26 protein-coding genes are annotated in these 21,868 nt (G+C 42.9%); 14 read left to right on the plus strand and 12 right to left on the minus strand.

Going from position 1 to position 21,868, the window contains the following annotated elements; genetic code table 11:
• Positions 1-90: 90 nt before the first annotated feature.
• Positions 91-843 carry an endonuclease NucS gene (gene nucS, locus NF865_RS02560; RefSeq protein ID WP_253305054.1) on the plus strand — a complete coding sequence of 251 codons (753 nt, stop codon included), beginning with the start codon at positions 91-93 and terminating at the stop codon, positions 841-843.
• Here nucS and NF865_RS02565 read toward each other — a convergent pair.
• Positions 840-1,220: a DUF473 domain-containing protein gene (locus tag NF865_RS02565; RefSeq protein WP_253305055.1), complete on the minus strand. Its 381-nt coding sequence runs from the start codon at positions 1,218-1,220 to the stop codon at positions 840-842. The two genes, nucS and NF865_RS02565, sit on opposite strands and share 4 nt — an antisense overlap.
• Before the next feature lie 9 nt (positions 1,221-1,229).
• Complete coding sequence (locus NF865_RS02570; protein ID WP_253305056.1) at positions 1,230-1,952, minus strand: proteasome assembly chaperone family protein; 723 nt, start codon at positions 1,950-1,952, stop codon at positions 1,230-1,232.
• A gap of 99 nt (positions 1,953-2,051) precedes the next feature.
• Between NF865_RS02570 and NF865_RS02575 the strand changes: the two genes are divergently transcribed.
• The 7 genes from NF865_RS02575 (at position 2,052) to NF865_RS02605 (ending at position 8,380) form a co-directional block, all read left to right on the plus strand.
• The gene (locus NF865_RS02575) at positions 2,052-2,825 is read left to right on the plus strand and encodes an S-methyl-5'-thioadenosine phosphorylase (RefSeq protein WP_253305057.1); all 774 of its coding nucleotides are present in this window, start codon (positions 2,052-2,054) and stop codon (positions 2,823-2,825) included.
• A 200-nt stretch (positions 2,826-3,025) separates the two neighbouring features.
• Positions 3,026-4,300 carry an amidohydrolase family protein gene (locus tag NF865_RS02580; RefSeq protein ID WP_253305058.1) on the plus strand — a complete coding sequence of 425 codons (1,275 nt, stop codon included), beginning with the start codon at positions 3,026-3,028 and terminating at the stop codon, positions 4,298-4,300.
• 95 nt (positions 4,301-4,395) lie between these two features.
• Positions 4,396-5,358, plus strand: coding sequence for an AAA family ATPase (locus tag NF865_RS02585; protein ID WP_253305719.1), 963 nt, complete (start codon positions 4,396-4,398; stop codon positions 5,356-5,358).
• Positions 5,355-5,840 carry a hypothetical protein gene (locus tag NF865_RS02590; RefSeq protein WP_253305059.1) on the plus strand — a complete coding sequence of 162 codons (486 nt, stop codon included), beginning with the start codon at positions 5,355-5,357 and terminating at the stop codon, positions 5,838-5,840. The genes NF865_RS02585 and NF865_RS02590 overlap by 4 nt, the downstream gene beginning before the upstream one ends.
• A complete protein-coding gene (locus tag NF865_RS02595; RefSeq protein ID WP_253305060.1) occupies positions 5,830-6,396 on the plus strand; it encodes a [protein ADP-ribosylglutamate] hydrolase in 567 nt (188 codons plus the stop codon). The genes NF865_RS02590 and NF865_RS02595 overlap by 11 nt, the downstream gene beginning before the upstream one ends.
• A 49-nt stretch (positions 6,397-6,445) precedes the next feature.
• Positions 6,446-6,874 carry a hypothetical protein gene (locus tag NF865_RS02600; RefSeq protein WP_253305061.1) on the plus strand — a complete coding sequence of 143 codons (429 nt, stop codon included), beginning with the start codon at positions 6,446-6,448 and terminating at the stop codon, positions 6,872-6,874.
• A 63-nt stretch (positions 6,875-6,937) separates the two neighbouring features.
• Complete coding sequence (locus NF865_RS02605) at positions 6,938-8,380, plus strand: NAD(P)H-hydrate dehydratase (RefSeq protein WP_253305720.1); 1,443 nt, start codon at positions 6,938-6,940, stop codon at positions 8,378-8,380.
• Here NF865_RS02605 and NF865_RS02610 read toward each other — a convergent pair.
• From NF865_RS02610 to NF865_RS02635, 6 genes are all read right to left on the minus strand, one after another.
• Positions 8,377-9,414: a DUF5305 family protein gene (locus NF865_RS02610; protein ID WP_253305062.1), complete on the minus strand. Its 1,038-nt coding sequence runs from the start codon at positions 9,412-9,414 to the stop codon at positions 8,377-8,379. The two genes, NF865_RS02605 and NF865_RS02610, sit on opposite strands and share 4 nt — an antisense overlap.
• Before the next feature lie 4 nt (positions 9,415-9,418).
• Positions 9,419-10,438, minus strand: coding sequence for a signal peptidase I (locus NF865_RS02615; protein WP_253305063.1), 1,020 nt, complete (start codon positions 10,436-10,438; stop codon positions 9,419-9,421).
• Between the two features lie 37 nt (positions 10,439-10,475).
• The gene (locus NF865_RS02620) at positions 10,476-11,213 is read right to left on the minus strand and encodes a TasA family protein (protein ID WP_253305064.1); all 738 of its coding nucleotides are present in this window, start codon (positions 11,211-11,213) and stop codon (positions 10,476-10,478) included.
• Between the two features lie 326 nt (positions 11,214-11,539).
• Positions 11,540-12,100: an ArsR/SmtB family transcription factor gene (locus tag NF865_RS02625; protein ID WP_253305065.1), complete on the minus strand. Its 561-nt coding sequence runs from the start codon at positions 12,098-12,100 to the stop codon at positions 11,540-11,542.
• 14 nt (positions 12,101-12,114) lie between these two features.
• Positions 12,115-12,420 carry a DUF211 domain-containing protein gene (locus NF865_RS02630; protein WP_253305066.1) on the minus strand — a complete coding sequence of 102 codons (306 nt, stop codon included), beginning with the start codon at positions 12,418-12,420 and terminating at the stop codon, positions 12,115-12,117.
• A 25-nt stretch (positions 12,421-12,445) separates the two neighbouring features.
• Positions 12,446-13,027, minus strand: a complete 582-nt coding sequence (locus NF865_RS02635; protein WP_253305721.1) for a winged helix-turn-helix domain-containing protein — start codon at positions 13,025-13,027, stop codon at positions 12,446-12,448.
• A gap of 404 nt (positions 13,028-13,431) precedes the next feature.
• Here NF865_RS02635 and NF865_RS02640 point away from each other — a divergent pair, with 404 nt between their 5' ends.
• From NF865_RS02640 to NF865_RS02660, 5 genes are all read left to right on the plus strand, one after another.
• Positions 13,432-14,817, plus strand: coding sequence for an acetate--CoA ligase family protein (locus NF865_RS02640; protein WP_253305722.1), 1,386 nt, complete (start codon positions 13,432-13,434; stop codon positions 14,815-14,817).
• Between the two features lie 45 nt (positions 14,818-14,862).
• Positions 14,863-15,939: a hypothetical protein gene (locus NF865_RS02645; RefSeq protein WP_253305067.1), complete on the plus strand. Its 1,077-nt coding sequence runs from the start codon at positions 14,863-14,865 to the stop codon at positions 15,937-15,939.
• Between the two features lie 116 nt (positions 15,940-16,055).
• Complete coding sequence (locus NF865_RS02650; protein WP_253305068.1) at positions 16,056-17,207, plus strand: tryptophan--tRNA ligase; 1,152 nt, start codon at positions 16,056-16,058, stop codon at positions 17,205-17,207.
• 138 nt (positions 17,208-17,345) lie between these two features.
• Positions 17,346-17,552 carry a hypothetical protein gene (locus tag NF865_RS02655; RefSeq protein ID WP_253305069.1) on the plus strand — a complete coding sequence of 69 codons (207 nt, stop codon included), beginning with the start codon at positions 17,346-17,348 and terminating at the stop codon, positions 17,550-17,552.
• Between the two features lie 91 nt (positions 17,553-17,643).
• Positions 17,644-18,255, plus strand: a complete 612-nt coding sequence (locus NF865_RS02660) for an HXXEE domain-containing protein (RefSeq protein WP_253305070.1) — start codon at positions 17,644-17,646, stop codon at positions 18,253-18,255.
• Positions 18,256-18,323: 68 nt separating this feature from the next.
• Here NF865_RS02660 and NF865_RS02665 read toward each other — a convergent pair whose 3' ends face one another.
• Positions 18,324-18,464, minus strand: coding sequence for a hypothetical protein (locus NF865_RS02665; protein WP_253305071.1), 141 nt, complete (start codon positions 18,462-18,464; stop codon positions 18,324-18,326).
• A gap of 229 nt (positions 18,465-18,693) precedes the next feature.
• On the opposite strand from NF865_RS02665, the gene NF865_RS02670 reads away from it, so the two are divergent.
• Positions 18,694-19,371, plus strand: a complete 678-nt coding sequence (locus NF865_RS02670) for a fumarylacetoacetate hydrolase family protein (protein ID WP_253305072.1) — start codon at positions 18,694-18,696, stop codon at positions 19,369-19,371.
• A gap of 6 nt (positions 19,372-19,377) precedes the next feature.
• On the opposite strand, the gene trm14 is transcribed toward NF865_RS02670, so the two are convergent.
• Genes trm14 through NF865_RS02685 form a run of 3 tightly spaced genes read right to left on the minus strand, consistent with a single transcriptional unit; the run spans position 19,378 to position 21,849 of the window.
• Positions 19,378-20,475: a tRNA (guanine(6)-N2)-methyltransferase gene (trm14, locus tag NF865_RS02675; RefSeq protein ID WP_253305073.1), complete on the minus strand. Its 1,098-nt coding sequence runs from the start codon at positions 20,473-20,475 to the stop codon at positions 19,378-19,380.
• A gap of 5 nt (positions 20,476-20,480) precedes the next feature.
• On the minus strand, positions 20,481-21,560 hold the full coding sequence (locus tag NF865_RS02680; RefSeq protein ID WP_253305074.1) for a YlqF/YawG family GTPase: 1,080 nt from the start codon (positions 21,558-21,560) through the stop codon (positions 20,481-20,483).
• On the minus strand, positions 21,517-21,849 hold the full coding sequence (locus NF865_RS02685) for a TIGR04076 family protein (protein WP_253305075.1): 333 nt from the start codon (positions 21,847-21,849) through the stop codon (positions 21,517-21,519). The genes NF865_RS02680 and NF865_RS02685 overlap by 44 nt, the downstream gene beginning before the upstream one ends.
• Positions 21,850-21,868: the final 19 nt, after the last annotated feature.

Here is a 21,868-nt window from a genome sequence, read left to right on the forward strand (position 1 = left end):
TATTATTAACTATTAGGGAAGGAGCTATGGCTTCAAAAGTTTAGCTCCTTTAACTTTTTAAACTCTTCTTTAAATTTCCTTTGAGGACCTATGAAAGTAGAAGCAAAGTTAGATCCCACTCCAGAAGAAATTGTAGACATCTTTAACCGGGCACTTTCAAAAGAGGCCATAGTGAATATATTCGCCCATTGTAGAGTTTTTTACGATGGAAGGGCTAAAAGCGAGCTTGGTCCAGGGGATAGGGTGATAATAATAAAGCCCGACGGTTCCTTTTTAATTCACCAGAAAGAAAAGCGGGAGCCCGTCAACTGGCAGCCACCGGGGAGCTCAGTTGGGCTTGAAATAAAAGATGGGAAGCTGTTCTTAAAGAGCATTCGGCGAAAGCCCCGGGAAATTCTTGAAGTAGAGCTTCTGAAAGTCTACCTTATCTCCTATTTTCAGGCGGAAGACTATGAAGAGTTGGCATTAACGGGTAGCGAAGCTGAGATGGCCGATTTAATCTTTGAGAACCCCTCTCTAATTGAGGAAGGCTTCAAACCTCTTTTCAAGGAAAAGCCCATAAAACACGGGATCGTGGATGTTTTGGGGAAAGATAAAGACGGAAACATTGTTATCCTTGAGCTTAAGCGCAGAAGGGCAGATTTGCACGCTGTTAGCCAGCTTAAGAGGTATGTTGAGGCTATGAGGGAAGAGTATGAAAATGTTCGTGGTATTCTGGTTGCTCCATCTTTGACATCTGGTGCCAAAAAACTTCTGGAAAAAGAGGGTTTGGAGTTCAGAAAACTTGAGCCTCCAAAAAGAGAAAAATCTAAGCGGGGAATCCAAAAGACACTCTTTGATTAGCTCATTGCCATCTCATGCGGCAGCATTTCTCTAACCTTTACTTTCATCACATCGCCCTCGCTTGAAACTTCGATTACCTTTCCAAGCCCTACGAGCCTTAACTGTATTCTGCACACAGTGATTTCCCGTTCATCGCTTTCTTCCCATGGTATTCTCTGCTCCATCTCTTCAATCTTCATAACCTCTGCTATTATTCCTTCTGTCCCTCTGGTTATGTCCTGGGGAGTCTCATATGTTAAAAATAGTTTCTCTCTTGCCTTTAATCTTCTAGCCACGATAACATTTCTTGCACTTCTCACCTCTATTGTCCTGTAAGGATTCTTCAAAAGTTGATCGAGAGCTCTCCGGGCTATCCCACCAAGTACAGGGAGCTCCATACTCTCACCTCATAGATAAACGCTTTCATATTCTTTTTCAGCCCTTCTTCTCGCAGACTCCATTTGTTCATGCATTTTTCTTAATTGTTCTTCTATCATTTGGGCTTCCTTTAGCAGGGGCTCCGTTGAAACTTCCATGGGGACGAGTTTCTTGAGCACCTCAATTACGTTGGCTGCCGCTCTCGGATCTGGTCTGTCCCCAAAAGTCTCTCCTAGAAGGGCGTATGCTTTGAGCTTTTCTTTACTTGCCTCCCATAAGAGTTTTCCGCTCATTCCCATTATGGAGCCGTATTTTAGTATTTTGACTCCCAGTTTCTCCAAGTCCTTGTTCTCGTTTTCACTCCCGCCTACGCCCCAGACTTCCATCTGCTCCTTGAAAAAGCCAATTCCCATTCCACCCAGCGAAATTACCTTCTCAGCATTGTTCTCTTTTAGATAGTTGATGATTTCCTTTGCTATTTCATTTACCAGCGTTGGAGGTATGTATATGTCTGCAACTGCAATGATTATGTTGTCCTTTCCGTAAAATCTCAGCGGTGGGTTTGGCTTTCCCTCAAGAATTAGCGACATCGGTGGTAGGAATTGACTCTCAACATAGCCTATCATATCCATATTGAGTTCTTTTGCTAGAAAATTGGCTGCTATGTGTCCAACAAGCCCTATTCCGGGGTATCCCTCAATGAAAATAGGTCTTTCAATTTTTGGGAGTATCAGCTTGACGGGTTTTTCCATGGTATCACCCCTACAATAATTTAGTAATCAAAAGTTATTAAATTTTTCGTTGGCAACCCTTAAATAGTTTCTTCAAAAATTTTTGTTCTGGTGATGTCGATGCCGAAGATTGGAATTATTGGTGGTTCTGGAGTTTATGGTGTCTTTGAGCCAAAAGAGACCGTTAAAGTGCACACTCCATATGGAAGACCATCAGCTCCAGTGGAAATAGGGGAGATAGAAGGAGTCGAAGTTGCATTTATTCCAAGGCACGGAAAGAACCATGAGTTCCCACCCCATGAAGTGCCTTACAGGGCGAACATTTGGGCCCTTAAGGAGCTTGGCGTTGAGAGGGTTATAGGAATTACAGCCGTTGGTTCCCTTAGAGAAGAATACAAGCCCGGTGACATCGTAATTACCGACCAGTTCATTGATTTCACAAAGAAGAGGGACTACACTTTCTATAACGGTCCAAGGGTTGCCCACGTTTCAATGGCCGATCCATTCTGTCCAGAGATGAGGAAAATCTTCTACGAAACTGCTAAAGAATTAAACATCCCTGTCCATGAAAAAGGTACATACGTCTGCATTGAGGGTCCAAGGTTCTCAACGAGGGCCGAATCAATGATGTTCAGACAACACGCCCACATAATTGGAATGACCCTTGTGCCGGAAGTGGTTTTGGCGAGAGAACTTGGAATGTGCTATGTTAACATCGCTGCGATCACTGATTACGATGTGTGGGCAGAGAAGCCAGTAGATGCTCAGGAAGTTCTCAGAGTTATGGCCGAGAACAACGAGAAGGTAAGGAAGCTCCTAAAGGCTGGAGTCCCCAAGATTCCTGAGGAAAGAAAATGCGGCTGTGCAGATGTGCTTAAGACAATGTTTGTTTGATTTTGATATTTTTAACTTTCTTTGATACACCATGAAGCAGAGCACCAAACTTAAGGACAATTTGACACACTGTCTCCGGTAGCTATCTTATTTTTCCAAGATGCTCAAAGGGCGTCCTAAAAACGCTTTTATTTCAAAGCTTTTTCCGACATCTTTTTAACTTCCATTGGAAACACACCGCTTCAAAAGGGGGGATTGCCATGAGCATTCTCATAAAAAATGGCTACGTAATTTATGGGGATAATCTTGAGGTTATTAAGGCTGATGTCTATATTGAGAATAACGAAATCTCCAAAATTGGCAAAGACCTTAATGTTGGGGCGGATTACGTTATCGATGCGAAGGGAAAAGTTGTTTCTCCGGGGTTTATAAATGCTCATACTCATTCTCCGATGGTTATTCTAAGGGGCCTTGCAGACGACCTCGCGTTAATGGAATGGCTTCAGAACCATATATGGCCAATAGAGAGAAAGCTAAAACCTGATCACATCTACTGGGGTGCTCTTCTTGGAGTTCTGGAAATGATAAAGAGTGGAACAACCACGTTTGTTGATATGTATTTTCACATGGAAGAAGTTGCCAAAGCAGTCGAGAAGGCTGGAATGAGGGCTTATCTGAGTTATGGCATGGCTGACCTTGGAAATGAGGAAAAGAGAAACACCGAGATTAAAGAAACTCTCAAGCTCCTAGAGTTCATCGAAAATTTGGATTCTCCTAGGGTAGAGTTTCTCTTTGGTCCTCACGCCCCATACACATGTTCTCCAGAGCTTTTGGGGTGGGTTAGGGAAAAAGCCGATGAAACAGGAAAGAAAATAACTATCCACATAAGTGAAACGAGAGATGAAGTAAGGCAGATAAAGGAAAAATACGGCAAAACTCCGGTAGAATTTTTGGACGAGCTTGGCTTTTTGAAAGATGATGTTGTAGCTGCCCATGGAGTCTGGCTGAGCGATAAAGAAGTTAAAATCCTTGCTGAAAAAGGGGTTACAATAGTTCACAACCCTGCAAGCAACATGAAACTGGCAAGCGGTGTCATGCCCTTAAAAAAGCTGCTCGATGCGGGAGTTAACGTGGCTCTTGGCACAGATGGGGCAGCAAGCAACAACAACTTGGACATGGTTGAGGAGATGAAACTGACTTCTCTTCTCCACAAAGTTCACGATTTAGACCCAACAGTAGCTGATGCGGGAACGATATTCAAGATCGCCAGCCAAAACGGTGCAAAAGCGCTAAATCTGAACGCTGGGGTCATAAAAGAAGGTGCTCTTGCGGACATTGTAATTTTTGACTTCAACAAGCCACATCTGAGGCCAATAACCAATGTGATCTCCCACATAGTTTACTCGGCAAACGGCAGTGATATAGAGACTACAATCATCGACGGGAAAATAGTAATGCTTGACAGGGAAGTTCTTACTGTTGATGAGGAAAAAGTTCTTGATAAGGTTCAGGAGATAATTGACGAGCTTCGCTAACTGTTTGATCCTTTTAGCCTTTTAAATAATCCAAAAGGGGGGCGGATAATAAAATCTTAAATATTCTGACATCGTTAATCTCCTTGGTGAGTGTTATGATTAGAACTCTCAAGATTCAAAATTTTAAGTCAATTAAGAATCTTGAACTGGGGTGTAAACGGATCAACATCTTCATTGGAAAGCCTAATGTGGGAAAATCCAACATTTTGGAAGCAATTGGAATACTCTCTTTTGGTGGTTATGGCGGGAGTTTGAGTGATTTTGTTAGGTTTGAGAACATTGGAAACCTATTCTACGACAACGATGTAAATGAACCAGTTGAAATTTCTGCAGAGTCTAACAAGTTTAAAATGCAGTTTGACGGTTCGGTATTTGTCGGTAGATACGGGGATTCGAATGAAGTCGGGTTTGAATATAATGGGAGGCGGATTGGTGGTACTATTCCCGTCAAGGACTTAAGGCCTTTCAAGTTTTATCGTTTCAAAAAATTGCGCGAATTCAGATCTCACAATTTAGAATTTCTGTTGCCTCCACACGGTAGGAATCTTTTAACTGTTTTGCTAACCCACAAGGAACTTAAATCAACCATTGCAGAGATATTCAAATCTTATGGGTTGAGAATAGCTCTCAAGCCTCAAGAAAACAAAATTGAAGTCGTGAAGCTTTTTGAGGACATCCTCATAGGCTATCCCTACTCTCTAGTTTCGGACACTCTGCAGAGAGTAGTCTTTTACTTAGCTGCTATTGAGTCCAATAAGGACTCAATCTTGGCTTTTGAAGAACCTGAAGCCCATGCTTTTCCCTACTACACTAAGTTTTTGGCTGAGAGAATAGCGTTAGATAACAGCAATCAATATTTCATCTCAACTCATAATCCGTATTTTCTACTTTCAGTTCTTGAAAAGACCCCGTTGGAGGATATCAACGTATTTGTAGTTTATTTTGAAGACTACCAAACGAAAGTAAAAAGGCTTAGTAAAGGTAACTTAGAGGAAATTATGGATCTTGAACTCGATGTTTTCTTTAACATTGACAGATTCTTGGGGGAGCAAGAATGAGATATGTCCTTGTGGAGTGCAATCCAGATAAACTATTGGTAAGAAAGTTGGGAGTTCCAAAGAAAAGTATCCTCCATGCTGGATCAAAGAGTGAAGTCTGCAAAAGGCTCGAAAAGAAAATGACGAACAGTGTTGGTCTGATTGATGAAGATCCTTTTAGTGTTCAGCCACGTTATATCAAGAAATTAGAGATTCTTGAAAATTCACAAAAGTTTGGCATTAGGGTTTTATTCGATAAAACAAGAAGCAATTATATAATAGTCTTTTCACCTAGACTTGAAGAGTGGATAATAAAGGCTTCTGGAGAGGCTAAGATTGATGTTAGAAAATATAACCTTCCTGAGGACGGGAATAAGCTACACAAGATTATAAACAGTAACCTTACTAAATTTGAAAGTCTGTTAGATGAGCTTATCGATAAAAGTGATAGACTTCTTGCTCTGAGGGATTATCTCTTAGGAGGGTTAGGTGATGGAATTTGAGTTTGGTTCTCTCAGGTTTAAAGTTGCCCAAGGGGACATAACCAAGTTTCCTGCAGAAGCAATAGTAAATGCTGCAAACAAATACCTCGAACACGGTGGAGGAGTTGCTTACGCAATAGCGAAGGCCGCCGCGGGAGATGTGAGAGAGTACATAAGGATAAGCAAAGAGGCTATGCGAGAACAGATTGGGAGAGACTACATCGAGCATGGAGAAGTAGTTGTCACTCCAGCTATGAAAATGGAGCAATATGGGATTGAATACGTCATCCACACTGTTGGGCCTTACTGTGGCGGTAGATGGGACGAGGATAAGAAGGAGAAGCTGAAGAAAGCAATCCTCGGCGCTTTGAGAAAAGCTGACGAGCTGGGCGTTAAGACAATAGCATTTCCAGCCATAAGTGCCGGTATCTATGGATGCCCCTTTGAAGAGGTCGTGAAAACCTTCAAGGAGACTGTGGAAGAGTTCTCAAGAGAGGCTAAGAGTGTCAAGGAAGTTTATCTGGTGCTGTACTCCAGAGATAGCTATGAACAAGCATTAAAAGTCTTAGGAGGCTAGCATCCTCCTGAAGTTGCGAAAGATAAAGACCCTTTAAGATGGTGTCTCAATGAAAGTGAACAAAAAACTCAAAAAGAACAACTCTCCCGAAAGTCGTACATGGCTTTCACTTCTTTTAATGCTCAGACTTGCCTTTCGGCTCATTTCGGTCATGAATGCACTTGGCATTGTCCTCTTTTACAATGTTTCCCTTTTCATGAAGCTACCCATGCCCCGTTTCGTTCTTCCAGGATATATCCTCCTCATGGGCGCTCTGGAGGTTTACCTTGTTATTGCCCTTAGGAAGGGAGTATTCCCTATAACAGCCTTGGCCGTCTATTTCATTACAGCGCTCCTTTTTGAGTTGCCCTATGCCGTTTTAAGTGCAGACTCGCTGGGATTAAAGCTCTTTGTTCTCCCATGGTATTTAAGTGTGATAATTGGGTTTGGCTTGGTTTTAAATGAACTTCGTAACATCGTACTGGTACGTAGGAGATAAGAGAATCTTTTCTAAGCGATACACTTTAATTCTCCTTTTCCAATCTTCTCATTGGTGACGCTTATGAAAATTGAGGACGTTTACGTCTGGGACATAAATGCTAAATGGCTCGGGATTACTCCTTATCAGCTCATGGAGAACGCTGGCGCTGGAGTCGCGAGGGTAATAGAAGAGAGATTCGGCAATGGGCTCAAAATAGCGATCTTTTCTGGAACAGGAAACAACGGCGGCGATGGTTTTGTTGCGGCTAGGCATTTAAGCTTTGAAAACGACGTAACACTCTTCCTTGTGGGGGATGAAGCAAAAATCAGGAGTGAAGAAGCCAAGCACAACTGGGAAATCCTCAAGAGGCTTGACTTTGTAAAGATTAAGGTTCTCAAGGACTCAAGCCAGATAAAGGCTCTCAACCTTGAAGGCTTTGATGTTATAGTGGATGCTCTCCTCGGTGCCGGAACAAAAGGAGAGCCCAGGGAGCCAGTTCGCTCTGCTGTGGAGAAGATAAACGAATACGCTGGAAAGGCAAAAATAGTAAGCGTTGACCTTCCTAGCGGGTATCCATCAGCTGTTCGCGTTAAGGCGGACTTTGCGGTAACCTTCCAGTGGGACAAGGAAGAGTACCAAGGCTTTGAACGCGTTGTGGTCAAGATTGGCTATCCTAAAGAGCTCTACCACCTCGTAGGGCCAGGAGATGCTAAGTTTGCCCTGCAAAAGAAGGGAGAGTACAAGGGACAGAACGGGAAGCTCCTCATAATTGGGGGAAGTGAAGATTATTTTGGAGCGCCTTATTTGGCTGCAAAGGCCGCAAGCTATATAGTGGATTTAGTGTATCTGGCAATGCCCGAATATCCAGCAAGACGCATTAGCGACCCAGACATGATTCTTAGACCCTTTGAAGGGAAAAACTTTGGTGAAGAGCATCTTGAAAAGGCTCTCGAACTTTCAAAAGGCGTTGATGCCGTTATTATAGGTCCTGGAATTGGCCAGAAAGATGAAACTCAGAGCTTCATTAGGAAATTCATAAAAAGCTGTGAAAAGCCAATGGTCATAGACGCTGATGCCCTAAAAGCACTTTCAGGGAATTTAGACGTTCTTAGAGGCAAGAAATTCGTTTTAACTCCTCATGCTGGAGAATTTAAGATTCTATTTGGAGAGAAGCCCGAAGGAAGTTCATATAAGAAAGCAAAAATTGTAACGGAGAAAGCAAAAGAAATAGGTGGCACAATTCTGCTTAAGGGAACATACGACATTATAAGCGATGGCAAGACATGGAAGTACAACAAAACTGGAAACAAAGGCATGACCACTGGAGGAACCGGAGATGTGCTTGCAGGTCTTGTCGGTGCACTCCTCGCGCTTGGCAACGAGCCTCTAAGGGCGGCAAGCGTTGGTGCCTTCCTCAACGGTCTTGCAGGAGACATGGTAAAAGGCGAGCTTGGAGAAAACTTTACAGCACTGGAGGTTGCCAAAAAAGTCCCGTATGCGATCAAGTGGGTTCTGGAGTTCTAAGATTTCTCTTGTTTTGACATTTCTTCGATTGAGAATTCATATCTTACATCTATATCAAGCACATAAAATATGTGTTTGCCATTTTCTTCTTGGTGTATTATTGGCTTAACAGACTCCTCTGATATTTTAACCAGATCTTCAAAAGATTTAACTCTTACAATTGTTCTCTCCGGCCCTTTTTCTACTGTGTCTTCCGATTCAACAATGATATCACTGTACTTCTTTAGATAACTATTTATCAAACTCTTTCTGCTCCTTTTCTTCCGTATTTTTTGGAGATGATATATAAAAGCTATTGAGAAAACGGTGGACAAAACATAGAGGGCGAATCGGATATATCTGACGTTAGTGAGGTATATGGTTTGGTATTCCCCAATGCTCTTCCTATCATTATGGGTCAATCCCTCAAAAGAAAGACGATTTTTGGAATAAAGCAAACTTATCGTCATTGTCGGAATGAATTCCTCATGCACTGGTTTTAATCCGATTTTAGTACTCACGGAGATATGGGGAACTATTTTTAGATAATAAACCTCGGAAAAGGCCGCTGTTTCTTCCCTTATGGCTTCTATTAGTTTGGTTATATTAGTCATGTTAAAACTTAAACTCTCCGAGATTTGGACATTTGGGGAGTCCCTAGTTAATGTCCTTCGAGGTATCGTGAGATAAATCTTTTTCCAGTTGTTTGGAGATTCCAAATAGCATGTTATGTCATAGCTTATATTAGTCGATTCCATGATTTTGGGTTCTACAACAAACCAGTATGTAAAGGATACATTCACAAACTTTACCAATGAAATGTATGGGGTTTCATTTGGTCTTAATACACTCCTGTTGTCATAAACAATATTTGGTTTTACTATGACCCTATAATCGTATACCGCTTTTTGGGAATAATTAAATGTGGGGACAAATTTAATCTCCTTTTCCGGCATTTTTTGAGAGTAGTAAACACCATAAAGGCTTAGAATAAGAAGGAGAAGCAACAATGATGTTATTAAATAATCTCTTGTTCTACTTTCAGTTTCTTTCATATTTTCACCCTTCTGTTATATTTAACACTTTAAAAGACAGCTCCTTGCAACTTGCTCCATAATAATATCTGTTTCCATCCCACTTAACTTCAATCTTCCATGTTCCTTGCTGATCTAACTTCTGAACGTAGCTATATGTACCCGCGGAATCTGTAGATATCCTTTGAGTTATTTCGCTTCCATTTATAGTATATTTCAACGTTAAGTTGACTTTCTGATGAATCGGGGAAACTGAACCAGTTATTATGATCAAATCTCCCAGATAGTATGTCGTGTTATTAGGTACTATAAAACATGTTACTGTGCTTGGATTTTTCCATTCTCCAGCCTTAGCACTCACGCTTAATGATTCCTTGTCATAAAAAGAACCTAAATTATTCGAAGCAAAACGGGGAAGCATAAACCATGCAGTACTTACGAGCAATATCATGAGGAGTAACAATACGGTTGTATCTAAGATAGGGGTGTGCCTGTTTCTGCTGTTTCTAAAGATTAATGCTGCTACCCCTCTTTTTCTCCTTCTCTTGTTAGGGTTATAGGTGAGAATCATGTAAATTTTAAATACTTGATAAAATACAAGCAATACTAGAGGAATCAGCACAAATACAAGGTACGAGGATTTAGTGTAGAAATATCTTGTGGGAAGGATGAGAGCAACTTTCCCAATAATTTGAGATTCTTCTATATAGCTGGGATCCGGATCCTCATTGGCATCTCCCTTCAATCTAAAAAGAATGTTTTCACCAGAATCTATCTTCTCTATGACTCTGTGGGTATAAAAACTGGAACTCATGTTAGCAACGACAATGTCCCCTTCTATGATGTCCTGCGGATTAACGGCACGTGCAAAGACCAGGTCTCCCGGATATATTGCGGGTTTCATGCTTCCACTTAAAACGATATAAGCATTATCGACACCGATTATTCTTGGATGAACATATATAACAGCCGGGATGATAAGGACTAATAGGATCATAAATAGCATGAATTTTATTGGAAAACCTCCCTTGGAAGTTCTTCTCAAAGGACTCCCTCCACAAAAAAATAAAAAGTTTAAAGAATCAAGTCTGTATCAAACCAAATTCGATGTCGAATTCAATGCTGTCCCCCATAGCCATATTATTGGTAAGACCATTGTACTGAGGTTGTGTTGTCATAGGTGACTCTTGATCATCGAAAAACTTAATGAATACCCCTATCCATACAACTTCACCTGGATTCAGAGTCTCATCAAATCCTTGAGTTGCTGGGAAAAGATTGGTATCCAGCGGGATGCTGTAATATTCAGTCATATCCAGTCCCATAGAACCGCTGTAGATAACGGGTTCATCCCATTGGAATACTCCATCCTTATTCTCATCCACGAAGATTGTCATTGCACATTGGTCCCAAAGTTCTCCATCTCCGTCATTAGCATCATATCCGGTCGGATCAATTTCCATCCCGGGCTGGTCTCCAGCCGCAATCTCAGGTTCTTCAAGGCCGTTCTCGTGGCTTACAGGATTCTTAATCTTTAAAGTGAGTTTTCCTGGAATTGTTCCAGCATTCTTCAGTTTGAAAATTCCAAGAAGGCGAGTTTCTCCAGGCTTCATATTGTCTATAGTCATGTGCACGATATTTGGATCGTCATCCCAGCTGCTACCTTTTACCTTTAGACTTAAAACTCCAGCGGTGGCAACGTTTCCATGACTTGTTTCTGTATCAGTAAATATTGCTAGAGTTCCTGCACCTGCCAATACACCTGCTACCAGCATCAACACCATGCCCAGAAGCATGGGCATCAAAACTTTTTTTCTCATCTCTCTTTCCTCCATATTTTTTGATGATTCCACGATCCTTACTTAAAGAGACGTCATAATTATAGAATTGTCTTTACATTGATTGGATATATTGATTGTACTACTTGTTGTATATAAAGGTTTTGCTTGTAAATATCCAAACAATCATATAATCTTTTAGTAATATGCCAATACACAAAAACGAGACTTGGCCATTTTCTAAATGTTTACATAATTACTGAACTTTTATGTAAGAATTGGGATGTTTATTGATTATAATTTGACAGAATACTATAATATCATTCTAACTGATTTTTCATACCTAAGATGCCTAGTAGTAACAACATTCAATCTTTCAATCCTAGAAGCTCTCTTAATTTTTTTGCTTCTTCTTGTAGCTTAGGAGAGTTTATCAACACTAAGAGGTTCATCAGATGGATAAACTCTATCGGATTTAAATTAAGTCCTGCTAATCTCTTAATCAAATCTCTTGAAAGCCGTTCTACCGTTGTTAAGAATTTTTCAATTGTTTCTATGAATGCCTTTTTGTCTTCAATATTAAACCCAGCGTCTTTGAAGAGTTTGTACATTGTTTCTGCTTCTTGCTGGCGGAGTGCCCTCATTGTGGGCGTTGTTACGTCTCTATCTTGATAGGGCGTAATCAAAAAGATCCTCGCACTTCTTCGGTATAAGGTCTCGTTTCCATCTCTTCCGACTTTTTCTACAAATCCTGCTTTTTCAAGAAGGTTTATGTGTCGGTATATTGTTGAAGGATTTTTCTTCAGAACAACACTAATTTCAGAAACAGACATAGCGCGTTCTCTGAGTAAGTTAACTATATCAAGCCTCGTCCTATCCCCTAATAGCTTAATTTTCTCGGGATCCGTAATGATCAATACTTCTTTCATAACTCCTCTAACTCTTAGAATTCTTCCAGCTTATCTTGGGGGGTTTCACTTTCTTCAATAATTTTCTTTCCAGCGGCTACCATATCTATGCTGTGCACAACCCCGCCAAACTCCTCTATAGTTCTTACAATCTCCTCATAATCCAGATTATCCCCGACGATGGTTATCTTAACATTTTCCGTTTCTTTATCTATTTCCACAAGGGTAATGTTAACTCCATCCACCCCTTTCAGCTCACTCAACCCCAAAGCCAGTTCAGTGACCATAGGCTGGTGAGGCTTAAGTACATCCAACACGAGAAGTCTAATGCCTTTTGCCATCTTCTATCCCGTTTCCCCTTTGAATTTACTCCTTTTTAAGTATTTCCCCGAGCTTTCTCAAAAGCTCTATTGCCTCCTCATCTCTCCCAACTTCAGCCATGGTGAGCCAATCAATGGCATGGATTATGTCTTCATTTGAAAATTCCTTGAGGGTCTCTTCTTTTTCCTCTATTTCTGCAGAAATTTTTGCTGTATATGAGTGTTCTTTTTCTAGGAGTCTGTCCATTGTGTTCAAAAGTTCTTCCTCGTCGAACTTATAGCCAAGGGCTTTGAAAACATCGAGCTTTGTCTTTAATCTCGATCTAGCCAAATACCTAAGCTCTTCGTCTCCAAGGTAGAGGTTTATGTAAAATACATCTGCAGTTCTTCCATAGTATTTTTCGACCAGGTTTCCTTTCATTTCAGTTCTTTTTACCTCTACAAGGCCAGCTTCCTTCAGCTTCTCAATGTGGTGGTATATTGTCTGCGGTGTCTTGCCGAGAATTTCACTAAGCTGGGAAATCGTCATTTCTCTGTTTCTGAGCAGCTTCAATATCTGTCTTCTTGTATCCTCGAGCATTAGCTTTATAACATCCGGATCTGTGATAACTTTAACCTTCTTTTTCATTGCTCCCACCAATTTTAACGTTCTAATCAGAATTTAAGCGTTCCATCAATATAACCTTTTCTATTGTCTAAATATTGGAACAAATTGTTAATGGACTAATGTACCGCGTTAAGGATTGCTAAATGGCTCCGGCTATTAAATGAGTTGCTATGCTTATTTGGGAGCGGTAGAGCATATTATGGAAACAGAGGATAATCTCGAGTGCTATACCTAACAACCAAAAAGTTTTCAAGGGTTGCGAAATTTCGTTGTATTTGTTAAGGAATTCGGCGGAATTTCTCGAAAATAGCTCTCTTAGACCTGTGATGATCAAAATGCAGAATCTTATGCTTCTGGAAAATTTTATAAATGCAAAAATCTCACATCAGACAACAGACACGATCATTATTGTCGGAGGGAGAACTATGAATTTGGACTTCTTATTCTATCCAAAAAGTGTTGCTGTCGTGGGAGCATCAAACAAAGAGGGAAAGATTGGAAATGCCATAATGAAAAATCTAATGAACTTTGGTTTTAAAGGCAAGATTTACCCAGTAAACGTTAAAGAAAGCGAGGTTATGGGGCTTAAAGCGTATAAGAGCGTTTTAGAGATACCCGATGATGTAGATGTTGCTGTCATAGCTATCCCGGCAAAATTTGTGCCGCAGGTGGTTGAGGAGTGTGGTCAAAAGGGAGTAAAAGGTGCGGTAGTGATAAGCGCGGGCTTTAAAGAAGCTGGAAACGTGGAGCTTGAGGAAAAACTCGTCGAAGTGGCAAGAAAATGGAACATAAGGGTAGTGGGGCCCAACTGTTTGGGAATTACAAACATTGAAAACGGCTTTGACTGTACGTTCAATCCTCCAGAAAGGCAGGCAAGACCGGGATTTGGTGGAATAGCATTTATGAGCCAGAGTGGTGCTTTCGGTGCGGCAATCCTCGACTGGGCTGCAAAACACGAAGTGGGCATGAGTAAGTTCATTAGCCTCGGCAACATGGCAGACCTTGATGAAAGCGACTTCATGACTTATCTTGGCGAAGATCCAAAAACGAGTGTCATAACTGCTTACATTGAGGGCGTGAAGAACGGAAGGAAGTTCTTTAACACCGCTAAAAAGGTCACCCTCAAGAAGCCCGTTGTAATTCTTAAGAGCGGCAGAACAGAGGCCGGAGCAAAGGCTGCTGCTTCTCATACGGGTTCTTTGGCGGGCTCTTATGCTATTTATAAAGCGGCTTTTGAGCAGTCTGGAGTTCTTGAAGCTAGAAGCATGAGGCAACTCTTCAACTACGCTAAGGCATTGGCAATGCAGAAACCAGCAAAAGGAGATAGAGTTGCAATAGTCACGAACGGTGGCGGTGCTGGAGTTATGATGAGTGATGGTTTGCTTGAGCGTGGCATGAAGCTTGCCGAGTTGAGCGAGACCACTAATGAGAAGTTCAGAAAGGCAATAGAGGAGGGCAAATTGCCGGAGCACATGAGCTACAAGAACCCGATAGACATAATCGGAGATGCTCCCTCAAGTCGTTACGAAATTGCAATGCGCTATGCCTTGGAGGATGAAAACGTTGATGTCCTTGTCGTCATAGCACTCTTCCAGAGTCCGGCTTTGGATGAGGGTATTGTGGAGGCGGTTGGTAGAATGCAGGAGTATGGGAAGCCGATAGTTTTTGTTGCTCCTGGTGGTGAGTTTCCGGAGAAGATGGCGAGGAGGATAGAGAAAACTGGAGTGCCGGTTTTTGAAACCGTTGAAGACGGCGTTGATGCGGTATACGCCCTGGTGAAATACGGCCAGTATCTTGAGGATACCATGTAAACTTTTTAACATTTTTAGCCTTATATTATTCCTGAGGAGAGTTTCATGGAAGGAGTACTCCTACAAATCAGAAAGCTGCTGGCTCATAAGCGAATAGAAGAAGCCTATGCTCTTGCAGAGCAGATACCTGACTCCTACTGGAGAGGATATGCACTCAAATGGGTTGCTGAGAGCGTTGTTGTTAAGAATCCTAAAAGAGCCATAAAAATTGCAAAAAAGATAGAGATAGAGACGTTAAAAAGTGAAACTTTGTTGCTTCTTTCATATGAACTTGCGAAGTTAAGGAAGTTTAAAGAGGCAGTAGAGGCCGCGAAACTAATAAACAACAATTACCTTAGAAAAAAAGCGTTCAGGGGAATAAGTAACGCACTTGCGAGGGCAATAATAGAAAGTAGTGCAAAAGAAGTCAGATTAAGCGAGTTTAACCTTGGAGAAGAGGATATCCAGTATTTAATGCCTCTTCCAGGCAACATTAAGTATAAAGATGGGAAGTTTCTAACTGATGCGGAGATCCACAGGATAACGGGGAAAGCAAAAATCCAGGTTCTCACTTCTGAAAACCCTACAAAACGCAGGAGAGTTGTGGTTGGGGAAAAGGAAGATAAAGAAGATCAAGATTTAAAAGGCGTTTCCACTTGCATTGAGAGGCTAATTCTCACCAACCAACTTCAAGAAGCAGAAAAACTTGCTAAAGGAGTTGACGATCCCTGTGCTTCCTACCTTTTAGAGGAAATTGGTATAACATACATTAACCAAGGGAATATCGAGAAAGCAGAAGAAATCTTGGAGAAGTTGGGACGTGCAGACTATTTGGCAAGTGAGCTTGTAAAATTCTATTTAAAGAGGAACGAAGTTGAAAAAGCAAAGAAATATGCTCTTAGAATCTTTAATCCGGCACTTAAATTAAGCGCTGCCTATTCAATTCTGCTAATTGGTGGAATTGATGAAAAGTTCCTAAGTGAGCTGTTTAAGGATACAAGTCCTTACAAGCTCGGAAGACTTCTGAAATTTTTAGCCTTTGAGCTCCTTGAAGAGGCAAAGGAAAGAAATTCAAGCGACTTGCTGAGACTTTCCAAAAATATCTTTCTACTCGGAAAGAGGGAGCATCAGAAGATTCATTAGGGAAAACTTTATATTTTTATTTTCCAGTTTTAGATCATGCACGGTGATTGCTTTTGGCTTTGGTGACGCTATTACCAATCCTTTTTTGGTTAGTTTAATCTATGGAGGTGTTCTGAATGGAATTTGAGGTAACTCCATGGGAAGTTAAGGGTGTAGTTGACTATGACAAGCTTATCAAGGAATTTGGAACAGCACCGCTTACTGAGGAACTGTTGGAAAAGACCAAAGAGCTTACCAAAAGTGAACTCCCGTTGTATTTTAGGAGGAAGTTCTTCTTCTCTCACAGGGACTACGATTTGGTTCTCAAAGACTACGAAGAAGGCAGGGGCTTTTTCCTCTATACTGGGAGAGGTCCAAGCGGGCCGATGCACATAGGTCACATCGTTCCTTTTTTCGCAACGAAATGGCTCCAGGAAAAGTTTGGAGTTAACCTCTACATTCAAATAACTGACGATGAGAAGTTCCTTTTCAAGCCCAACCTAACATTTGAGGACACTAAGAGATGGGCGTATGAAAACATTCTTGACATCATAGCGGTCGGCTTTGATCCCGATAAAACGTTCATCTTCCAGGACAGCGAGTTCACAAAGATATACGAAATGGCAATACCAATAGCAAAGAAGGTAACTTACTCCATGGCGAGAGCTGTTTTCGGGTTCAACGAGCAGAGTAAAATAGGGATGATATTCTACCCGGCGATTCAAGCAGCTCCTACTTTCTTTGAGAAGAGGCGCTCTCTCATCCCTGCGGCAATAGACCAAGACCCATACTGGAGAATACAGAGAGATTTTGCCGAGAGTTTGGGTTACTACAAAGCAGCAGCACTTCACTCAAAATTCGTTCCCGGATTGATAAGTCTTGGTGGCAAAATGAGTGCCTCAAAACCAGAAACGGCCATTTACCTAACCGATGACCCAGAGGAAGCCGGCAGGAAAATATGGAAATATGCTTTAACTGGGGGAAGAGCAACTGCAAAAGAGCAGCGTGAGAAAGGAGGGCAGCCAGAGAAGTGTGTGGTCTTCAAGTGGCTTGAGATATTCTTTGAGGAAGACGATAAAGCCCTGCTTGAGAGGTACCATGCATGCAAGAACGGAGAGCTCTTGTGCGGTGAGTGCAAGCGCTACCTCATAGGAAAGGTTCAGAACTTCTTGAAAGAGCATCAGAAGAAGAGAGAAGAAGCTAAAAAGCTCGTTGAGAAGTTCAAGTACACAGGAAAGCTGGCAAGAGAGCAGTGGGACAAAGCAATTCCTGAGCCTCTGAGAGGCTGAACAAGCTTGACCATGTGATATTCTTTCATTTCTCCGTTTTGTCTTTTCCCAACTCTTTAAGTCCTTTGCCGTTTCCTCAACGATACCAGTTGGGAAAAGTACTTAACCCGCTCTCGCCAATAGTGATTGGGTGAAAACATGAGTCCGATATGGGGAATTATCATGGCCGCAGTGGGCCTTTTCATGCTGGCCTCTGGTACATCCAAGAGCAACTTCATCGTTTACAGGCTCCTGGTCGCGCGCTCCAGAATGCTCTGGGGCAAGGACGTCCACAGGTTCTATCAGGTTGTCGGAGCCGTTATAACCGTCCTCGGGATTTTAGCGGCCCTTGGCGTCATTTGGTGACGGGGAGTTCTCTTAGATAACTCTGTCCGGCTCCGAGATGGCACCGTTAAGAATATATCCCACAGAAACGTTATCCTAACAGGTGGTTGTCATGGAGTCCACGAAAAAACGTTCGATAATGGCGTGGCTTGAAGAGTACTGGCCGGTCTCGACGCCCTTTCTCGCAGTGTACATAACGGTTGTGCTGATTCTCTTCGTCCTCAAGGAGAACTTCGCCCTCTTCCTCATCTGGCTGCAGACGCCGGTCTACTGGGTGCACCAGTTCGAGGAGTACATCTGCCCCGGTGGCTTCGTGGAGTTCTTTAACAGAAAAGTCCTGGGTTCAAAGCGGGACGACTGGCCGCTCACAAAAACACACTCCCTCTGGATCAACGTTCCTATAATCTTCGTCGCGTTCCCACTCTCGGCCGTCCTCGCGGGGCTGGTTGATATCTCAATCGGGTTATGGACGGCCTATTTCTCGATCCTAAATGCCCTCTCGCACGTGGGCATGTTCTTTAAGCACGGCTACAACCCCGGCTTCGTGGCGAGCGCGTTGCTCAACATACCCATCGGCGCTTACACGGTTTACTACTTCGCCACCAGTCACCCGCTGTCGCCGGGTGCACATGTTGTCGGCTTCCTAGTCGCTTTGGCAGTCCAGGGGGCACTGATGGTCTGGGGGCTGAAGTTCATGAAGGCAAAGGTAACACCAGGGGAGTAAAAAGGAAATTCCGGAGCCTCTGAAGAGGTAATCCCTTTAATTTTTGAATTTTCGGAGAAGAAAGCACGTCAGAAGTAATTGCTCAGTACAAAGATCACAAAGCCTATAACAATCGCTCCAAGGAGTATTGCTATTACAGTCTCGAGTTTTGAGTACTCTCTAACTTCTCTGCTCTGGCTGAGAAATTCTTTTTGTTTTACTTTTGCCATAGTTTCAGAATCTTTAATAGTTTTCTGATCAGGAAAAGGACCGCGCATTGAACTCACCTATCCTTTTTATTTTCGATCTGAAAGTTTTTAAGCGTTTAGTTTGTTCAACGTTTAACAATGGGAACATTAATCAGAAGGGAGAAAGTTCACGTTACTTTCTAAAAATGTAGGATGAAAGGGCATTGAGCAGATTTATAAGTGCTGGGGTTCAATACACAATGGTGATCCTATGATTCGCTTACCTTTTAGAGATGGCTTTTATGAGGTTAGTCCGAGCAAAATAATCTGTCTCGGAAGAAACTATGCTGAGCATGCTAAGGAGCTTGGCCACGAGATCCCTAAAGAGCCTGTAATTTTCCTTAAACCTCCTTCAGCTTTAATAGGCCCAGATCAGGCTATAATCTTACCAAGAAAAAGCAATCACGTTGATCATGAAGTGGAGCTTGCGGTCATCATAGGGAAGGGCGGTAAGAACATTCCAAGGGCGAAGGCCATGGATCATGTGCTTGGCTATACTATTCTTATGGACATAACCGCTCGAGATATTCAGTGGGAGGCAAAGAAAAAAGGCCTTCCATGGACTGTCGCCAAGGGTTTTGACACCTTTGCACCCATAGGGCCAAGAATAGTGGACAAGAGGGAAATAAATGTGGATGACCTCGAAATTGGCTTAAAGGTTAATGGGGAAGTAAGACAGCTTTCAAGGACGAGCAAGATGATTTTCAAAATCGATGAGATCATAGAGTACGTCTCAAGCATAATGACCCTAGAAAAAGGAGACATAATTGCGACTGGAACCCCCGAAGGGGTTGGCCCCTTAAGGCACGGCGATGTTGTTGAGGCTTGGATAGAGGGAATTGGGGTTTTGAAAGAGCAAGTGCTTGCCGAGCGCTCGATCCTCTGCTGACCTTTTTTATTCTATTACATAGCAGTGAACCATTAAGCCCCCATGTCCAATTAAGCGATGGTGGACAACCTTGAAACCGTTTTCTTCCAATGCGTTCTCTATTGCATTTTTTTCTGTGGTTAGGAAAACTCCTCTTTTTTCGAGGACTTTTGAGAGCTCGCTGAAAAACTTCATGTAAAGCTCTGGAATGGCGCTTTTGCGACCTATCTTCAATCCATAGGGGAGGTTGCTTATGGCAAAATCAACGCTTTCGAGATATTGAGAAAGCTTTGTTGCATCGCCATGGATGAACTCGATTCTATCAAGCACTCCAGCGGCGAGGGCGTTCATCTTAGCGCCCTTCAGATGCTTCTTGTACTTCTCGATACCGATGATTCTTCCTTCGTAACCCCTTAGAGCCAGCTCAATTAGAATTGTTCCGCTCCCACACATAGGGTCTAAAACGCTTCCACCGTCAAGCTCAGCCAGTTCTATCATTGCATTGGCTATTGAGGCCTTTAAGTGTGCTGGATGGTCATAAACGCGCCAAGGTCTCTTGTGGAGCGAGCTGTCGCCTGTGGTGTCTATTCCGAGGAAGAAAACGTCCCCAACCAGTTCGGCCCGGAATATTACTGTAGGATGGTCGAGGTTCACCTTTGGGGTTCCAAAGCGCTCGAGCCTATCGAAGATGGCTTTTCCAACGGTTTTCGATATATCAACACTCGTTATCTGGTGCTCCCCCTTCCGGAAGCTCCTGACAGCGAAGCTCTCGCTTACCTTGACGTATCTTTCCACTGGAAGCGAGGCAACGAAGTCCTCGATCCTCTTAAGTGCCCTTTCCGGTTCTTCCTCGCCAATCCCTTCAAACCTCTCACTCGCTATCTCGACTATTACGCGGTGGAGGAGCCTTGAACGCTCGTTCAGATATGTTGAAACGCTTAGCTCCCTCTTCCGTCCCTTCTCGTCGGTGTAGAAGGCCTCACGGACCTCCGCTAAGACCCTCCCCTCGACACCGAGGGGTTTTTCTTCCACTCGAAATGGAACTCCAAGTCTGCTGAGAAGGTTCTCTACCTCAGCTTTTGCCAGGTCTTCAATCCCCTGTGAAGTCGTCAGGAGCAGTCTCATACTCATCACTCCAGTATCGCTATGACTCCTTTCCACTTCTTCCCGAAGCACTCGCTCGCTATGACGCTCTTCCCGGTCAGCTCCTCAAGGAACTTAACCGCCGAGTCGCACTTCTTGAAGCCGGTCGCTATGCCGACGGTGATGCCCTCGATTTCCCTCACGCCTGCCCTCTTCTGGTTGTCCAGCTTTTCCATAAGCTCGTCTCCGAAGCGCCAGATGATTCTCCTCGGGTCGAGGAGGAGCTCTTTCTCAACGCCCTCAAGGACGTCCTCAAAGTCCCAGGCGAAGTCCCGGTTCCTCTCTTCCTCGCTCGCAAAGAGGGTAAACCTTCCGGTCTGCCACTCCCTCAGGAGCCACCTTGCGGTCTCCTCTAGGTCCACTTCTCCACCGGCCTTTATGAGGCCCCTCTTCTCTCCTATCTGCCTCAGGATTTCCTCCTCGCTCTCGAACTCCTTTATGCCGAACTTCTCGGTTATCGCTTCCTTTCTCGTCTCAAGGATTCTGGATATGAGCTTTAACGCTGGTTTGACAGGTTCTTCGATCTTATCTGCTGGAAAGCCGCCCCTAATAACAAGTTCGTCAAAATCATCAATCGGGACAACTCCAGGAGAATCAACAAGCCATATCTTTTTTGAAAGTCTAATGAGCTGCTTCCCTTTGGTATAACCGGGTATTGGTGCCGTTCCAACGGCGTGCTTACCTTTTAGCACGTTTATTATTGTGCTCTTTCCTACGTTGGGATAACCCACTAAAACAACTTTCACTTTCTCTTTCCCTTCTTCGAAGAGCTCCTTTGCGAGTTTCTTTACCTCCTTTCTTAGAATCCTGGTTCCCTTTCTCTCCCTTGCGCTAATGAATACTATTGGCACGTCTCTATGTTTCTTCTTATACTCTTCAGCCCACTCTTTTGGGACTAGATCGGCTTTATTCATCACTATGAGGAGTTTTTTTCCTTCCTCTTGGACAAGTCGTTCTACTTTTGGGTTTCTTGTCCCAATCGGGTCTCTGGCATCGACTACCTCTATTACAATGTCTCCCTCTTTAATCGCTTCCCTCACTATTCTCCATGCTTTCTTCTGCTTCATCTCTTACCACCGTTATCTCAAATATTACTGTTCCTCCGTCTGTATATGGGGGGCCGGGATCTAAGCATTGAACATAAGCCCTTTCTTCTTTACCCAATCCTATCTCTGAAGGTTTAACTCCTTTTCGGAGTGCCACTATGTATGGGAGGAACGATGCAAACGCGTGGGTGCAGATTGCATCTGTTTCCTCTAAATTGACTTTTGGCCCTTCTATAACTATCTTGTCTCCCACTCTAAATACTGGGCACTTTCCTTTAATTTTCACGGCTCTTATTATTAATATTTCCAATTTTCACCACCAAAAGGTA

The organism is Thermococcus aggregans, from assembly GCF_024022995.1.
GTDB lineage: Archaea > Methanobacteriota_B > Thermococci > Thermococcales > Thermococcaceae > Thermococcus_A > Thermococcus_A aggregans.

What these genes read in the sequence shown, in the direction of transcription:
- nucS (WP_253305054.1), top strand. Translation starts at nt 91, where the DNA reads ATGAAAGTAGAAGCAAAGTTAGATCCCACTCCAGAAGAAATTGTAGAC.
- NF865_RS02565 (WP_253305055.1), bottom strand. Translation starts at nt 1,220, where the DNA reads ATGGAGCTCCCTGTACTTGGTGGGATAGCCCGGAGAGCTCTCGATCAA.
- NF865_RS02570 (WP_253305056.1), bottom strand. Translation starts at nt 1,952, where the DNA reads ATGGAAAAACCCGTCAAGCTGATACTCCCAAAAATTGAAAGACCTATT.
- NF865_RS02575 (WP_253305057.1), top strand. Translation starts at nt 2,052, where the DNA reads ATGCCGAAGATTGGAATTATTGGTGGTTCTGGAGTTTATGGTGTCTTT.
- NF865_RS02580 (WP_253305058.1), top strand. Translation starts at nt 3,026, where the DNA reads ATGAGCATTCTCATAAAAAATGGCTACGTAATTTATGGGGATAATCTT.
- NF865_RS02585 (WP_253305719.1), top strand. Translation starts at nt 4,396, where the DNA reads ATGATTAGAACTCTCAAGATTCAAAATTTTAAGTCAATTAAGAATCTT.
- NF865_RS02590 (WP_253305059.1), top strand. Translation starts at nt 5,355, where the DNA reads ATGAGATATGTCCTTGTGGAGTGCAATCCAGATAAACTATTGGTAAGA.
- NF865_RS02595 (WP_253305060.1), top strand. Translation starts at nt 5,830, where the DNA reads ATGGAATTTGAGTTTGGTTCTCTCAGGTTTAAAGTTGCCCAAGGGGAC.
- NF865_RS02600 (WP_253305061.1), top strand. Translation starts at nt 6,446, where the DNA reads ATGAAAGTGAACAAAAAACTCAAAAAGAACAACTCTCCCGAAAGTCGT.
- NF865_RS02605 (WP_253305720.1), top strand. Translation starts at nt 6,938, where the DNA reads ATGAAAATTGAGGACGTTTACGTCTGGGACATAAATGCTAAATGGCTC.
- NF865_RS02610 (WP_253305062.1), bottom strand. Translation starts at nt 9,414, where the DNA reads ATGAAAGAAACTGAAAGTAGAACAAGAGATTATTTAATAACATCATTG.
- NF865_RS02620 (WP_253305064.1), bottom strand. Translation starts at nt 11,213, where the DNA reads ATGAGAAAAAAAGTTTTGATGCCCATGCTTCTGGGCATGGTGTTGATG.
- NF865_RS02625 (WP_253305065.1), bottom strand. Translation starts at nt 12,100, where the DNA reads ATGAAAGAAGTATTGATCATTACGGATCCCGAGAAAATTAAGCTATTA.
- NF865_RS02630 (WP_253305066.1), bottom strand. Translation starts at nt 12,420, where the DNA reads ATGGCAAAAGGCATTAGACTTCTCGTGTTGGATGTACTTAAGCCTCAC.
- NF865_RS02635 (WP_253305721.1), bottom strand. Translation starts at nt 13,027, where the DNA reads ATGAAAAAGAAGGTTAAAGTTATCACAGATCCGGATGTTATAAAGCTA.
- NF865_RS02640 (WP_253305722.1), top strand. Translation starts at nt 13,432, where the DNA reads ATGAATTTGGACTTCTTATTCTATCCAAAAAGTGTTGCTGTCGTGGGA.
- NF865_RS02645 (WP_253305067.1), top strand. Translation starts at nt 14,863, where the DNA reads ATGGAAGGAGTACTCCTACAAATCAGAAAGCTGCTGGCTCATAAGCGA.
- NF865_RS02650 (WP_253305068.1), top strand. Translation starts at nt 16,056, where the DNA reads ATGGAATTTGAGGTAACTCCATGGGAAGTTAAGGGTGTAGTTGACTAT.
- NF865_RS02655 (WP_253305069.1), top strand. Translation starts at nt 17,346, where the DNA reads ATGAGTCCGATATGGGGAATTATCATGGCCGCAGTGGGCCTTTTCATG.
- NF865_RS02660 (WP_253305070.1), top strand. Translation starts at nt 17,644, where the DNA reads ATGGAGTCCACGAAAAAACGTTCGATAATGGCGTGGCTTGAAGAGTAC.
- NF865_RS02665 (WP_253305071.1), bottom strand. Translation starts at nt 18,464, where the DNA reads ATGGCAAAAGTAAAACAAAAAGAATTTCTCAGCCAGAGCAGAGAAGTT.
- NF865_RS02670 (WP_253305072.1), top strand. Translation starts at nt 18,694, where the DNA reads ATGATTCGCTTACCTTTTAGAGATGGCTTTTATGAGGTTAGTCCGAGC.
- trm14 (WP_253305073.1), bottom strand. Translation starts at nt 20,475, where the DNA reads ATGAGACTGCTCCTGACGACTTCACAGGGGATTGAAGACCTGGCAAAA.
- NF865_RS02680 (WP_253305074.1), bottom strand. Translation starts at nt 21,560, where the DNA reads ATGAAGCAGAAGAAAGCATGGAGAATAGTGAGGGAAGCGATTAAAGAG.